Here is a 14266-nt window from a genome sequence, read left to right as displayed (position 1 = left end):
TGCTGGCGCAGATCAATGGCTGGTCGTCTTCGGCACCCACAGGTCCAGCAGCCCCTTGAGTTCCTCGCGACGAAACGGCTTGGCCAGGTAGTCATCCATGCCCGCTGCCCGGCAACGCTCGCGTTCTTCCGACAGCGCGTTGGCGGTTAGCGCGACGATGGGCAGGTCCGGCCAGCGCCCGCTGCGGCGGATCTGCCGGCTGGCCTCGTAGCCGTCCATCACCGGCATATTGCAGTCCATCAACACCATGTCAAAACGCTGTTCCTCAAGGAACTTGAGCGCTTCGCCGCCATGTGCGGCGACGATCACTTCGCAGCCGAGCTTGCTCAGCATGCCCTTGGCCACCAGTTGATTGACCGGGTTGTCCTCCACCAGCAGGATGCGCGCCTGATGCGCGAGCGGCGCGGCTTCGCTTTGGGCTGCATCAAGGATCAGTTGTGCGTCGCTGCGCAGGTTGCGCTGCAGAATCTGGTACAACGCGTTGCGGCTCAACGGGCGGGCCTGTTGCTGTAACGGCGCCAGGGCCGCGACTTCTTCGCCGGGCATGAAGTTGCCATAAGCGGTGACCAGCAGGATCGGCGCGTTGATCGCCGGGCGCAGGCGGAACAAGCACTCCGGGCAATCGGTGATGAGCAGGTCGGGCGTTTGGCCGCTCAAGTCGTCGTCCTGTGAATAGCAGCGCGGTGTCAGCCCCCAGTGGGGCAGCAGCGTCGTGAGCAGCTCGGTCAGGCCATTGCGGCCGCTGGTGATGACGATAACGTCACCCGCCAGGGGCGTCATTCGGGCCGCTGGCAGGTGCATGGGCAGCGGCAGGTCGGCACTGAACTGGCTGCCAAAACCGACCTCCGAGCTGATACTCAAGCGGCCCTTCATCGCTTCACACAGGTTGTGAGTTAACGCGAGCCCTAACCCCGTGCCACCAAACTGGCGAGTGATACCCGCGCCCGCCTGCGTAAACGGTTGGAATATCTTTACCTGAGCTTCCAGGGCAATGCCGATACCCGTGTCACAGACCTCGATTATCACCCGGCCCTCGTGGGCGCGCAGGCGCACGTCGACGCGGCCGAAGCGGGTGAACTTCAAGGCGTTGGAGAGCAGGTTGCTGACGATCTGCCGTACCCGCGTCGGGTCGCCAACCACCTGGGCCGGAAACACTGGGTCAATCAGGCAGGTCAACTCGACGCTGGGCGCCGCGTTCTGTGACAGCAGGTTGGCGGTGTCTTCGACCAAGGAGCCCAGATCGAACGGGATATGCTCCAGCTCCAATTGGCCGGCATCGAACTTCGACAGGTCGAGAATATCGTTGAGCAATTCCACCAGGACCTTGCCCGAGTCGTGGGCAATCGACAGTTGCTGGCGTTGTTCGGCGTTCAGCGTGCTGTCGAGTGACAACGCGATCATCCCCAGCAAGCCATTCAGCGGCGTGCGGATCTCGTGGCTCATATTGGCCAGGAACGCCGCCCTGGCCTGTGCCATCGATACGGCGGTCAACTTTGCCGCCTCCAGTTCGTCGTTCGATTGGCTCAAGCGCTGGTTGCTGGCCTTGAGCTCAAGTGTGCGCGCAGAGACGATATTTTCCAGTTGGCCCAGGTATTCGGTGAGGCGGTCCTCGGCGTGACGCCGTTGTTGGATTTCGGTCTGCATGGCGTCGAATTGCTGGTTGGCAACGTTCACCAGCACGCCGATTTCGTCATTTTCATGCCCCGGCGGGCAATCCAGGCGGGCCTGCTCGCGGGTGCTCAGCGCGCGAATAATGCGCACCAGTGGTTGCGTCAGCATCACGTAAAACAGGCCCAGCAAGATGCCCGTCAGCAGCAGGCTACGGGCAAAACCATTGAGCAGGGTGATCTCGGCGCGGTGCAGAAAACGGCTGCCGAAGGCGTAGGTGTCGACGTCCAGGCGCAGCATGCCGAGGGAATCGTTGGGCATGTGGCTGAGAAACAGCCGGTCTTCAAACTGGCGGTTGGCGCCAAACAGAAAGTCGCTGATGGGCCGGTACGTGCTTTCCTTGCGCGGCCGATTGACGTCGGCCAGCACCACGCCATTGTTGTCGATCAATTGCGCGTGGGTGATCGCTGGCGAGTGCAGCAGGCCAAGGGTCAGCTCTTGGGCAAGTTCGGCATCAATGTTGTACGCGATACGTGAGGCAGGGTTGTGGCTGATTTCGATCAGTGAACGTATTTCACGGTTGATCGAGGCGTCTTCGCTGGCATAATCAATGCCGATTTGGATCAGACTGAGCAAAGTTCCCAAGGCGAAACCGGCGAGCACGGCTAATTTCGCTTGTTTATAAGACAAGCGGTGGGCGAATTTTATATCCATCGGTTGTTGAACCACTTCACGTTTCCCTTCGCCCGGCAAGCATAGCTGAACATCTACACGCTCTGGCTTGGCCGGTATAAATCGTTTTTACGCAGCGTCTGACGGTCTGCCACAGGGTTGCCAATACGCCATCTTTTGCAAGAACTTGCCAGAGGAATAATCGTGGATTCTCGATTGAACGCCTTTCTGGAGCGGGCCGATGCGGTACTTGCTCGCCTGGAACCGCTGTTACCGGCACCGCGCCAGGCCATCGACTGGCACCAGTGCCTGGCCGCCCGTTGGCAGCGCGAAGGCCGCAGTGGCTTTTTATTGCCGCTGGAAGTCAGCCTCGACATGCGCTTGTCCGACCTGATCGGCATAGACAAACAACGTGAACAACTGGCGCGTAATACCCGGCAATTTCTAGACGGGCTGCCCGCCAACCATGCGTTGCTGTGGGGCTCACGCGGCACCGGCAAATCGTCGATGGTGCGCGCTTTGCTGGCCCAGCATGCCAACGCCGGTTTGCGCCTGATTGAAATCGAGCGCGACCACCTGGCTGACTTGCCGCGCGTGGTCGAGCAACTGCTCAAGCTGCCGCAGCGTTTCATCCTGTTCTGCGACGACCTGTCGTTTGAGGCAGGCGAGGGCGATTACCGCGTACTCAAGAGCGTGCTCGACGGCTCGCTGGAGCAAGCGCCGGAAAACGTGTTGCTGTATGCCACATCCAACCGTCGTCACCTGGTGCCGGAAAATCAGAGCGACAACGATAACTGGAAACGCGTGGACGGCGAACTGCATCCCAGTGAGGCCGTGGAAGACAAGATAGCGTTGTCCGACCGCTTTGGCCTGTGGCTGTCGTTCTACCCGTTCAGCCAGGAACACTTTTTGGAGGTGGTCGAGCACTGGATCGGCGAGCTGGCAAGCAAGGCCGGTTTGCAGTGGCAGCGTGATGAAGCCCTCGACATTCTGGCGGTACGCTGGGCCACCGGGCGTGGCAACCGCAACGGCCGTTGCGCGTATCAGTTCGCCCGTTACTGGGTAGGTTTAAAATTGTTGGAGCGTCAACCATGATTGATTTGCAACAGGCCGGCACCGGCCTGGATGGCTATGCCATGCTCTGCGCGCAGTTGGAATCACTGCTCGCCGATGAGCGTGACTTTATTGCTAACAGTGCGCAGTTCTCGGCGTTTTTGTTTAACCAGCTGGATGACCTGAACTGGGCCGGCTTCTACCTCAATCGCAACGAAGAACTGGTGCTTGGGCCGTTCCAGGGCCAGATCGCCTGCGTGCGTATTCCGTTCGGTCGCGGCGTGTGCGGGGCTGCTGCGGCGTCCCGGCAAACCCAACGGGTGGAAGATGTTCACGCGTTCCCCGGCCATATCGCCTGTGACAGCGCCTCTAACAGCGAACTGGTAGTGCCGCTGGTCAAGGCGGGCGTGTTGATCGGCGTGCTCGATTTGGACAGCCCGTCCCTGGCCCGTTTCAGCCTTCAGGACCAGTCGGGTATCGAGCAGTTGGTAGCGATTTTTCTGCGCTTGACCGACTGCTGATCAGTGCGCAGAGGGCTGGCCGGTGTTATTGGTTATCCAGTGTGTGGAGTTGCAGTTGCAGCGTCCTCTCCAGTTCCAGCATGAGCTTTTCCAAAGAATGCATGCAGGCCTCGATTATCGCGCGATCATCGCTGTGAGCGCAGGCTTGCTCGAGCGCTTCGCATTGCGCGGCCAGTGAAGTTGCCTGAACGATGCGGGCCGCGCCCTTGATCTTGTGGGCTTGCTCAATGATCTCGCGGGGCTGGGCCTGTCGGGCCAACAAGGCCATCAGGTCCTCGCGGTCATGACGGCTGCTGCTCAGTAGTTCTTCCAGCAAGCGCCGGCTCAATAACGGGTCGCCGCCGGTCAATGCGTCCAGGCAGTCCAGGTCTAACCGCAGGCTCGCCGCTTGCGGCCTGATCTGCGCCAGTTGCTGCTCCAGCGCCGTGAGGCTGATGGGTTTGAACAGGCAGTCATTCATGCCCGCCTGCGCGCAGCGATGGGTCTCCTCGGGTTGGGCATTGGCGGTGAAACCGAGTACCACGCAGGGCGCCCGTTGCTCTCGCTGCTCGTATTCGCGGATCGAACGGCTTAACTCATAGCCATTCATGACGGGCATGTTGCAGTCGGCTATGACCAGGTCGAAGTGCTCCTGGCGCCACGCCTGAAACCCTGCAGCGCCGTGTTGAGCGGCGGTGAACTGATGCCCCAGATACCCCAATTGCTGGCACATCAGCAGGCGGTTCGCCGGGTGGTCATCTACCACCAGCACGTTAAGCACTGCCGCCGCAGCGGGCACCTGCGACGTGAGTTCGTCCACCGCCTCGATCGGTTGCAGGCGAGTCATCTTCAGGCTGACATGCACTTGGGTGCCGACCAAGGGCACGCTGCTCAGGCTGAGCTGGCCACCCATCATCTCGCACAGGCTGCGACAGATCACCAGCCCCAGGCCCGCGCCGCTCCTGGCCAAATGCCCGGAGTTGTCGGCCTGGGCAAAAGGTTCGAACAGCCGCAATTGGTCGTCCCGGCTGATGCCGATGCCCGTGTCTTCAACCACCAGCTTCATCTGCAGCTCTTGCGGCAGTTCGGTGGGTTGCACATGCACCTTGATCTTCACTTCGCCACGCTCGGTGAATTTAATCGCGTTGCTGATCAGGTTGGACAGCACCTGCTTGAAGCGCAATGGGTCGATCAGCACGGCGGTGTCGTCGAGGTCGGGGTTGAACTGGAGCACCAGGCTGAGGGTTTTCTGGCGGGCCAGGCCGTCAAAGACGCGCACCACCGACTCGATCACTTCGCGCAGATTCACGCGTTCCGGTGACAGGCTCAGGCGGCCGGACTCGATGCGTGCAATATCAAGAATGTCGCCGATCAACTCCAGCAGGTCCTTGGCCGAATTGTAGGCCACCTCAATGGCGGGGCGATCTAGATGGCCCTGGTCGGCGCGCTTGAGGGTCAGTTCCAGCATGCCGATCACCGCGTTCATCGGCGTACGGATCTCATGGCTCATCGTCGCAAGGAACGTGCTTTTGGCCCGGTTCGCCTCATCGGCAAGCTCCTTGGCAGTGCGCAGCTCTTCGAGCAATTGGCGCCGTTCACTGACGTCGATCCAGCCACCGATGATGCCCTGAACCTCACCATCCGAGTCGCGATAGGGAAGAATCCAATGGTAGATCGTCAGTTTTTTGCCTTGAATATGCAGGGTGCGATCAAGGATCAACGGGGTACCTTCCGCCACCACCCGCTGGTAGTCGGCATGGTAGCGCGCCGCCTCCGCATCCAGGTCCATGTTCATCTGGAGCGCGCTTTTGCCCACCACCTCTTCGCGCTTGACCTCGAATACTTGCAGGTAGCTGTCATTACAGGTTTGCAGCAAGCCCTGGCGGTCGCGCACATAAATCGGGTGCGGCGTTTCATTGACCAGTGCGCGCATGAACTCGAATTGATCGTTAAGGGCGCGCTCGGCCATTTTTCGGTGCTTGATCTGGCGGCGCATGTAGGCGTTCCAGGTCAGCGAGATCATCAGCAAAAGCCCGGTGCCGATGACGATTTGCACGATCAACTGGTGGTAATTGCGCCAATAGCTGTCGGAGGCGGCGGTGTAACCGCGCCAGCGGCTGTTGATCACGCCCATTTCGTCCGGGGCAATGCTCAGCAGCGCCTTGTCCAGAATTGAGCTCAGTTCTACCGAGCGGCGCGGCGTCGCCAGTGCGAACGTGGCCGGCAGTGTGCCGATGCTGGTGCTTATCTGCAGTTTGTCCTGGAACATTTGCGAGGACAGCGAGTAGTTGGCGACCACCAGTGAATTCACCGCCCCCTCAACACTCCCTTGAGCCAGCAGTTCCGATGCCTTGAAGGTATCACTGACGTACACCAGGCTAATCAGCGGGAAATCCTGACGCAGGTTTTTTTCCAGAGGGCTGCCCTCGGTGATTGCCAGGCGCTTGCCCGCCATTTGCTCCAGGTTTGACGGTGCGTTGGGCTCCTTGCGCGTGAGTAGAACGTAGGAGTTTTCCAGGTAGGGACGACTGAAATTCAGCTGAGCCTCCCTTTGAGCGCTTGGGACGATGGCGCCAATAATATCGGCTTTACCGCTGGTGACCTGGTCGATCATCGTACTCACTTCGCGACTGCGCTGGATCTCGAAGCGCAAGCCGGTACGCAGGCGAATCAGTTCCAGCAAGTCTGCGGTGATACCGCGAAAATTGCCGTCGGCATCGAAAAACGTCACCGGCGCGAAGGTCTCGTTTACAACGACTTTTACCACCGGGTGGTCTTTCAGCCAGCGCTCTTCGCGTGGGCTCAGTTGCAGCTTTTTATCGGTCAGCAAGATGTCGCTGCCGGCGCTCCAGCGCTTGGCGATGTTGTCGCGTGCATTGAGCGGGACGGCAGCCAGTACCGAGTCAACAATGCTCAAAAGAACGTGTTGGTCGTGGCGCAGCGCAAAGCTGAAGCCATAGGCTTCGTGTTTGCTGAAGTTGGCCATGCGGATGTTCTTCAGGTAGCCCTTGTTGATCATGTAATGGGTGGAAATGGTATCGCCAAGAAACACATCCGCCTGGTCGAACGCCACGGCGTTCAAGGCGTTTTGATACGAGGGGTACGTGCGGATGCTCGCCTGCGGGTACAGCTTTTTCACTTCGCTCAGCGGCAGGTAATGGTAGACCAGGCTCAAGCGCAGGCCTGCCAAGCCATTGTTCAAGCTGCGCGTTTCACCCTCGCGCGTCACTAAAACCGGTTGGTCCACTGCATACGGCACCGACATTATCAGGTTCGGGTTGGCAGCCTCAAAGCCGTTGGAGGAGCCCAATAAGTCGATATCGCCCGCCTCCAGGGCCTGTATCGCCGCCGTCCGCGACGGGTAGCGCAGCACTTTGACCGGCAAGCCCAGGGCGCTGGCCAACAGCCCTGCGTAATCTGCGGTAAGGCCTTCATAGTCGCGGCCGCTTGAGGTCAGGTCGAAGGGCGGGTAGTCAGGTGTCGCGGTGCCCAGCACCAGTTCACGCTTGTTGCGCAACCAGTGGCGCTGGGCCTTGTCCAGTTGAGTCTCCAATTGAACGGCCCCCGCGCGGCTCAACAAGCTGAAATGTTCCGGGTCGGCGTGCGGGGCTGCGGGCGCGGCGGCGCTGAAGCACACACCGGCGATTAATATAATTAGATAGTCCTTTATACGCCTTGGCATCCGCTTTCTCACACTAGCGCGTTTCGTTTTGCCATCTCGATAAGTTCTACCAACGATTTGGCTTTAAGTTTTTGCATCAGCCTTTTTTTGTAAGTACTGACTGTCTTGTTACTTAAGAACATACCTTTGGCGATTTCCTTATTGGTACGGCCTTGTGCAAAAAGTTGCAAAACCATCAATTCTCGGTCGTTCACCGTTTTGAACAGTTCAAGTTCTACTGAGCTCTTGCCATCCGCACCCGTCGCATTCAAGGCCTGGCTGGGGAAGTAGTTATAGCCGGAGAGTACCGCACGGATGGCACTCAGCAGCTCGCTCAGGTCACCTTCCTTGCATACATAGCCATCGGCACCGGAGCGCATGCAGCGCGTGGCGAACAGCGTTGGGCATTGGGCGGTGAGGATCAGCGTTTTCATCGATGTGTTCATGGCGTTGAATCGGCAGAGCACTTCGAGGCCGTCAAGTTTCGGGATACTGATGTCCAGGATAATCAAGTCCGGCAGGCATTCACGCACCATCTGAATGGCATCGCAGCCATTGTCCGTTTCACCGACGACTTTATAACCTTCATGCTCCAATAACATGCGAATCGCCAGCCTGATAACGGGGTGGTCATCAATGATAAAAACTGTGTTCATAATCACATTCCATGCAAGTGCAAGTAAAGCGGGCACATTAGCTCAGAAGCTGAGGCAAGAGCATGAGGCATGAGGTGAGTAGCTATAAAACAGGAGAATTCCTACATAAAAAAAGGTAGTTGCCTACCAGAGCTAAAGTCTTTGTTACGTCAAAAGTAGGCAAATCATGAATCAATACAATCATTGACGGAGCCACGGCTTTAGCTGTGGTGCTTAGGTAATTTTTCGTAGGCGGGCGATGTTTAAAGTCCTACATTTATAGATGAAGTAATGGCGCCATTAACGCTGCCAGTTCTTCTCTATTCAGGGGTTTCAATAAATAACCCAAAAGCGGCAGGTCGCGTTGCAGGGCTTGGGCTGTCAGGTGGGACAGTTCCGCCGCAGGGAGCCCGCTCAGTAGAATGGCGTTGATGATGAAGTGCCGTCGACTGGCAATTTCGACCAGTTCCAGGCCTTCTAAATCAGGCAAACATTGGTCGCACAGCATGAGGTCGAACGGGCGCGTGGCTTCGGACATCAAACGGATGGCTTGCTCGGCATCTTCTGCGAGCGTCAGTTGCTCGAAGCCGAAGGTTTTAAGCAGGCACTGAGTGGCCAGGAGCTGAAAGGGGTGATCCTCCACCAATAGGATTCGAAGGGCGGTTCTGGGCATAGAAGGCACACGGGTGAGTCAAGCGTCGATGGGGTGGGACGTAGGAATTGCTCGCCAAGTCCGCCAGAAGCGTGTGTGATTATTCCTTGAATGGGGGGGCGAATTCGATCAGGCCGCTCTGTTCCCGTTGTAGGCAAATTCTGTTCGGGGAACAGGCGGCGCGGTCAGTGTCTTTACTGCGGGCTGGAGCGCCCGGTCATCTCCCGTGCCATCTCGGTGGCGTAGCTGTCGGTCATGCCGGCAATAAAGTCGATCATGCGCAGGAACGAGGCGTGCAACGGCCAAGCCGGGTCGGGGGCGCTGTTACCCAGCAGGTCCAGGATACGCCGGTTCTTGAACGATGGCGTGCGCCCGCCATGCTGCTCCAGGGCCGCACCGCAAAACGCGTTCAAAAGGATTTCCAGTGTGGTGTAGGCGCCGATTTCGTGCAGGGTTTTGCGCTTGTCCTGGAAGATTTTTTTACGCGCCATGTCCTTGGCATCCAATACACAACGCTTGGCGGGGCCGTGCATGTGTTCAACCAAGTCGCCCGCTAGTGTGCCGGCGAGCAAGGCGTCCTGCTGGTCGACAAATGCTCTGGCTGCCGCGTTGGTCAGGTGCTCGATGGCTTTACCGCGCAGGATTGCCAACTTGCGCCGGCGCGAATCCTGCGCGCCCAGTTGCCGATAAGTCTGGGGCAGGTCGTCACCCACCAGGTCGAGCAACAGTGACTCGACCTCGGCATAGTCGAGCAGGTCCATTTCCAGGCCGTCTTCAAGGTCGATCAAGGCGTAGCAAATATCGTCTGCCGCCTCCATCAGATAGACCAGCGGGTGACGCGCCCAACGTTGTTCTTCAAGCTGCGGCAGGCCGAGTTTGTGGGCGATCTGCTCGAGGATAGGCAGCTCGCTCTGGTAGCAGCCGAACTTGTGTTTCTTGTAACCCAGTGCGTCGGCGTGGCGAGCGGTCCAGGGGTATTTCAGATAGGTGCCCAAGGTGGCGTAGGTCAGGCGCGTGCCGCCATCGAACTGGTGGTACTCAAGCTGGGTGAGCACGCGAAAGCCTTGGGCATTGCCTTCGAAATTGAGGAAATCATTGCGCTCGGCACTGCTCATATCATCCAGCCAACCGCGGCCTGCGGCCTGTTGGAACCAGTGGCGAATGGCGTCTTCACCGGAATGCCCGAACGGCGGGTTACCGATGTCGTGGGCCAGGCAGGCCGATTGCACCACCATGCCCAAGTCGCTCGGGTCGCACCAGTCGGGCAGGGCGCTGCGCAGGGTTTCGCCGACACGCATGCCGAGGGAGCGGCCGACGCAACTGACTTCCAGTGAGTGGGTCAGGCGGGTATGGATATGATCGTTGCTCGACACCGGGTGCACTTGGGTCTTGCGGCCCAGGCGGCGGAAAGCGCCGGAGAAAATAATCCGGTCGTGGTCTTTGTGAAAGGGGCTACGGCCAAGTTCTTCCGGGCTGTGCAGGGGCTTGCCAAGGCGTTCGCGGGTAAGCAGGGTGGGCCAATCCAAGGCGGGTACTCTCCGTGCGGTGAATGACACCGCCCAGCTTCCCGGTTCCGCCTTGGCTGAGCAAGCGAAAATCTACAGGCCGGCCGCGTCGATGTCGATTAACAGCAAACGCTGACCGTTATCGAAGAATTGCCCTGCGGTCAGGCAGTACTGATTGGTGGTGGCATCGCGATAGGTCGAAGAGAGGATAAGGCGCCGTTCCTCCCAACCCTCGGCGAGCAGATGATAGAAGTACGGCCGCCACGACCAGTTGTGGCCCAAGTAGCGGTTGTCGCTTTGCCAGGCGTCCTGACGCCATTCGAAATTGGGCGTCAGTTGGGTGCCATGCCGGTCGCATTGGTAGAAGCGCAGTAACCAGGGGAAATCCGGCAACTGCGGCAATTGATCGAGCGGCGCGTGGCCCTGCGCCCAGGTTTGCAGGATATTCATCAATTCGATCAGTTGCCGGCGTAACAGCATGACGCGCCCGCGCTCGGCCAGTTTTTGCTGAACGTACGTGGTGCGCAATTGGGCAAAGCGCGCCACGAAGGCATCGGTGGCAAACCAATCAAGCTGTGCCTGGGCGAACAAGTAGCCCTGCACATACCGCGCGCCGCATTCCAGGGCGAAGCTCAACTGCGTCTCGGTTTCCACGCCCTCGGCGATGATCCAGCAGCCGGTTTTTTCCGCCATTTGCGCCAAGGCCCGCACCACGTCACTGCTCGGGCCGCCCTTTGCAGCCTCTTGAAACAGGCGCATGTCCAGCTTGAGAATGTCCGGCTGCAATGCCAGCACCCGATCGAGCTGGGAATAACCAGCGCCAAAATCATCGATGGCGATCCGTGCGCCAGCCTCGCGATAGCGCGCCACCACCGTGGCCAGCCGCTGGATGTCACCGCCCAACTCGGTGATCTCGAACACGATGCGCCTCGGGTCGACGCCATGCGCGTGTAGCTGCTTAAGGCTCGGCAAGGCTTGGCCGGGGCGCAGGCGGTTGATCCAGCGAGGCGAGATGTTCAGGCTGAGAAACCAGTCGTCGGGCGCTTCATGCAGGCGACTCAAGGCATCGTCACGGATCTGCCGGTCGAGGCGGCGCAGGGGCGCGCCCGGCGTGCGCGGGTCGGCAAACAGCGGGCCTACAGACTGCAAGCGGCCATCTGCCTGGCGCAAGCGGCCGAGGGCTTCTACGCCGGCTATGCGCCCGGTGGCGGTGTCAATGAACGGCTGGAAACAGGCGAGCGGTTGCCCGTCAATCACAGGGCCTCCTTATTGAGCTGGCGAAAAAAAGGCCCGGCCCTCAATAACGAGGGCCGGGCCGATTCTGTTTGCAAGAATGCAGCCAGCGCGGGTTCAACCTTTACGCGAAGCGCCCTGCATGGCCAACTTGATCAGCGGGATCAAACCGGCACCCAGCCGCACCAAGCCCGTGACTTTGCCGAGACTGCCGCCCTTGGCGCCCTTGCCGGTGAAAAAGCCCATAAGCGTCACCGCTGCCACGCCCCAAAGCGGCGCGTGTTTGATGCCCAGGCTGTCCTGCCAGTTGCTGCCCATGTTGCGCACTTTGTGCAGGGGCAGCATCAATTGGTGCGACTCGTGGCGGATTTCCTGGCGGTGCATTTCCATGCGCAGGCGAATCAACGCCTTGCGCATTTCCCGTCGGGAGTTGGTATGTGGGACTTCAGTGATGCTCATGGCAGCAGGCGCTCCCGATCATTGGCCAGCTCTTCAAGGGTGGCGTGGAAGGGCGTGGACTCATCGAACACGGCCGCTTTCAAGCGCACACCACAAAAAGCGGCGGCGAGGGTATAGAACACGCAGAGGCAGATGATCCCGGTCAGACGATAGCCGGTGTCCCACACCAGAATCATCACCAGTGTCGACAGCCCCACCAGCAACAGCAGCGCAAACACCAGCGCCAAGCCTGCAAACAACAGCAGGCTGACGGTGCGAGCTTTCTGTTCCTGCAGTTCGATGCCAAACAATTCGACGTGGCTGTGCAGCAGGCCCAATACGGCCGCGCCCAAGCGTCGGGAGGTAGAGCCACTGCCTGAAGACTGTGTGCCCGTGGACGAGCCGGATTCGCCGATAGCCATAATTTAGCGCCTTGTAGCCAGCAGGCCGATCAGGAAGCCCACGCCGGCGGCAATGCCGACCGACTGCCAAGGGTTGGCCTGCACGTAATCTTCGGTAGCGGTGACGGCCGCCTGGCCGCGCTCACGCAGAGAGTCTTCGGTCAGTTGCAGGGTTTCGCGGGCTTTGAGCAGGCTGTCGTGGATCTTGGTGCGCAGCTCATCGGCCTGATCACCGGCCAGTACGGCGGTGTCATCCAGCAACTTTTCGGTGTCGCTGACCAAGGTTTGAAAATCCGCCATCAATATTTCTTGAGCGGTCTTTGCAGTTCTTCTGGCCATGGTTATCTCCGTGATTGGCTGATCTGTGAATGTGGTTTCGAGTCACCGGTATCGGTGAAGGTTCACTGCAATTGTTTGGTACAGCTTTTGCTTTGCCATGGTGCGCGCGCCGATGGCCTGCGCCGAATCCGGGCGGCCCGAGGCAATGCCTTGAAAAACCTTACCCTAAATACGTAAAACTCGCGGAAAAACCCTGTCGGCAACAGCCTGTTAAGTCGATCGCTGCGCTAAAGCGGTTCACGCCCTCGAAGACGGGTGGGACCGGCGGTGCCAATTTAGTGCGCGAAATACTGGCTTGAACCGCTTTGGTGCTTTTTGCCTTTAATGCAGGCCTGCCAACCTCCATGGAAAATTTGCAAAGCGCGGTGGACACACTCGTCCACAGCTCCAATACCCTGTTTATCCTGATCGGTGCGGTCATGGTGCTGGCCATGCACGCAGGCTTCGCGTTTCTTGAAGTCGGCACCGTGCGGCAAAAAAACCAGGTCAACGCACTGTCGAAAATCCTCAGCGACTTCGCCATTTCCACACTGGCCTATTTCTTTATAGGCTATTGGATCTCCTACGGCGTCAGCTTCATGCAACCGGCGGCGGTCATCAGCGCCGATCATGGCTACGGGCTGGTCAAGTTCTTCTTCTTGCTGACGTTTGCAGCGGCGATCCCGGCGATTATTTCCGGCGGGATTGCCGAGCGTGCGAAGTTCGCCCCACAGCTGTGTGCCACGGCGTTGATCGTAGCGTTTATCTATCCGTTTTTTGAAGGCATGGTGTGGAACGGCAATTTCGGCGTACAGGCTTGGCTGCTCGCGACCTTCGGCGCCAGCTTTCATGACTTCGCAGGTTCCGTGGTGGTCCACGCCATGGGCGGCTGGCTCGCGTTGGCGGCGGTGTTGTTACTGGGGCCACGCAACGGCCGATACCGCGAGGGACGGCTGGTGGCCTTTGCGCCGTCGAGCATTCCGTTTTTGGCGCTGGGCTCGTGGATTCTGATCGTCGGCTGGTTCGGCTTTAACGTGATGAGCGCGCAAACCCTGAATGGCGTCAGCGGGCTGGTGGCGGTGAACTCGCTGATGGCCATGGTCGGTGGCACCGTCGCTGCCTTGGTGATCGGCCGCAATGACCCAGGCTTCCTGCACAACGGCCCGCTGGCCGGGCTGGTGGCGATCTGCGCCGGTTCCGATTTGATGCACCCGGTGGGCGCTCTCGTTACCGGCGCCGTCGCGGGTGCCTTGTTTGTGGGGTTCTTCATTGCCGCGCAGGACCGCTGGAAGATCGATGATGTGTTGGGTGTGTGGCCGCTGCACGGTTTGTGCGGCGTGTGGGGCGGTATCGCCTGCGGTCTCTTCGGCCAGACGGCCCTTGGCGGTTTGGGCGGCGTGAGCCTGATCAGCCAGTTGCTCGGCACCGCGCTCGGCGTAGCCGTGGCACTGGTTGGCGGGCTATTGGTGTACGGCGTGATCAAACGCGTCTGCGGGCTGCGCTTGAGCCAGGAACAAGAGTATTACGGCGCAGACCTGTCGATTCACAAGATCGGCGCGGTCAGCCAGGATTGATCGGCGAGCAGGCCCA

At 59.4% G+C, this 14266-nt stretch carries 12 protein-coding genes; 3 read left to right on the top strand and 9 right to left on the bottom strand.

What is annotated here, in order from left to right; translation table 11 throughout:
• Positions 1 to 12: 12 nt before the first annotated feature.
• On the bottom strand, positions 13 to 2322 hold the full coding sequence (locus ACOZK9_RS08295) for a hybrid sensor histidine kinase/response regulator (protein WP_152748474.1): 2310 nt from the start codon (positions 2320 to 2322) through the stop codon (positions 13 to 15).
• Between the two features lie 162 nt (positions 2323 to 2484).
• Here ACOZK9_RS08295 and ACOZK9_RS08290 point away from each other — a divergent pair, with 162 nt between their 5' ends.
• Together ACOZK9_RS08290 and ACOZK9_RS08285 are read left to right on the top strand one after the other, a co-directional pair.
• Complete coding sequence (locus ACOZK9_RS08290; RefSeq protein WP_058411772.1) at positions 2485 to 3375, top strand: ATP-binding protein; 891 nt, start codon at positions 2485 to 2487, stop codon at positions 3373 to 3375.
• Positions 3372 to 3854 carry a GAF domain-containing protein gene (locus ACOZK9_RS08285; RefSeq protein WP_152748457.1) on the top strand — a complete coding sequence of 161 codons (483 nt, stop codon included), beginning with the start codon at positions 3372 to 3374 and terminating at the stop codon, positions 3852 to 3854. The genes ACOZK9_RS08290 and ACOZK9_RS08285 overlap by 4 nt, the downstream gene beginning before the upstream one ends.
• A gap of 25 nt (positions 3855 to 3879) precedes the next feature.
• On the opposite strand, the gene ACOZK9_RS08280 is transcribed toward ACOZK9_RS08285, so the two are convergent.
• The 8 genes from ACOZK9_RS08280 to ACOZK9_RS08245 all read right to left on the bottom strand — a co-directional run bounded on the left by ACOZK9_RS08280 (position 3880) and on the right by ACOZK9_RS08245 (position 12697).
• Positions 3880 to 7515 carry a transporter substrate-binding domain-containing protein gene (locus tag ACOZK9_RS08280; protein ID WP_421555611.1) on the bottom strand — a complete coding sequence of 1212 codons (3636 nt, stop codon included), beginning with the start codon at positions 7513 to 7515 and terminating at the stop codon, positions 3880 to 3882.
• A gap of 8 nt (positions 7516 to 7523) precedes the next feature.
• Positions 7524 to 8150, bottom strand: coding sequence for a response regulator transcription factor (locus ACOZK9_RS08275; protein ID WP_058411769.1), 627 nt, complete (start codon positions 8148 to 8150; stop codon positions 7524 to 7526).
• A 256-nt stretch (positions 8151 to 8406) separates the two neighbouring features.
• Entirely contained in the window at positions 8407 to 8802 is a 396-nt protein-coding gene (locus ACOZK9_RS08270; RefSeq protein ID WP_152748465.1) for a response regulator, read from the bottom strand.
• 173 nt (positions 8803 to 8975) lie between these two features.
• Positions 8976 to 10307: a deoxyguanosinetriphosphate triphosphohydrolase gene (locus ACOZK9_RS08265; protein WP_058411767.1), complete on the bottom strand. Its 1332-nt coding sequence runs from the start codon at positions 10305 to 10307 to the stop codon at positions 8976 to 8978.
• A gap of 72 nt (positions 10308 to 10379) precedes the next feature.
• Positions 10380 to 11543 carry an EAL domain-containing protein gene (locus ACOZK9_RS08260; protein ID WP_058411766.1) on the bottom strand — a complete coding sequence of 388 codons (1164 nt, stop codon included), beginning with the start codon at positions 11541 to 11543 and terminating at the stop codon, positions 10380 to 10382.
• Positions 11544 to 11636: 93 nt separating this feature from the next.
• Positions 11637 to 11978, bottom strand: coding sequence for a hypothetical protein (locus tag ACOZK9_RS08255; protein WP_122252047.1), 342 nt, complete (start codon positions 11976 to 11978; stop codon positions 11637 to 11639).
• On the bottom strand, positions 11975 to 12379 hold the full coding sequence (locus ACOZK9_RS08250; RefSeq protein ID WP_058411764.1) for a phage holin family protein: 405 nt from the start codon (positions 12377 to 12379) through the stop codon (positions 11975 to 11977). Before ACOZK9_RS08250 ends, ACOZK9_RS08255 begins: the two co-directional genes overlap by 4 nt.
• A gap of 3 nt (positions 12380 to 12382) precedes the next feature.
• On the bottom strand, positions 12383 to 12697 hold the full coding sequence (locus ACOZK9_RS08245; protein ID WP_058411763.1) for an ElaB/YgaM/YqjD family protein: 315 nt from the start codon (positions 12695 to 12697) through the stop codon (positions 12383 to 12385).
• A 344-nt stretch (positions 12698 to 13041) separates the two neighbouring features.
• On the opposite strand from ACOZK9_RS08245, the gene ACOZK9_RS08240 reads away from it, so the two are divergent.
• The gene (locus ACOZK9_RS08240) at positions 13042 to 14250 is read left to right on the top strand and encodes an ammonium transporter (protein WP_152747291.1); all 1209 of its coding nucleotides are present in this window, start codon (positions 13042 to 13044) and stop codon (positions 14248 to 14250) included.
• Positions 14251 to 14266 lie beyond the last annotated feature (16 nt).

Origin of the sequence: Pseudomonas kitaguniensis, assembly GCF_049199985.1 — a bacterium.
GTDB lineage: Bacteria > Pseudomonadota > Gammaproteobacteria > Pseudomonadales > Pseudomonadaceae > Aquipseudomonas > Aquipseudomonas kitaguniensis.
The sequence above is the reverse complement of the archived record's forward strand: the minus strand, read 5'-3'. Positions and strand labels throughout refer to the sequence as shown.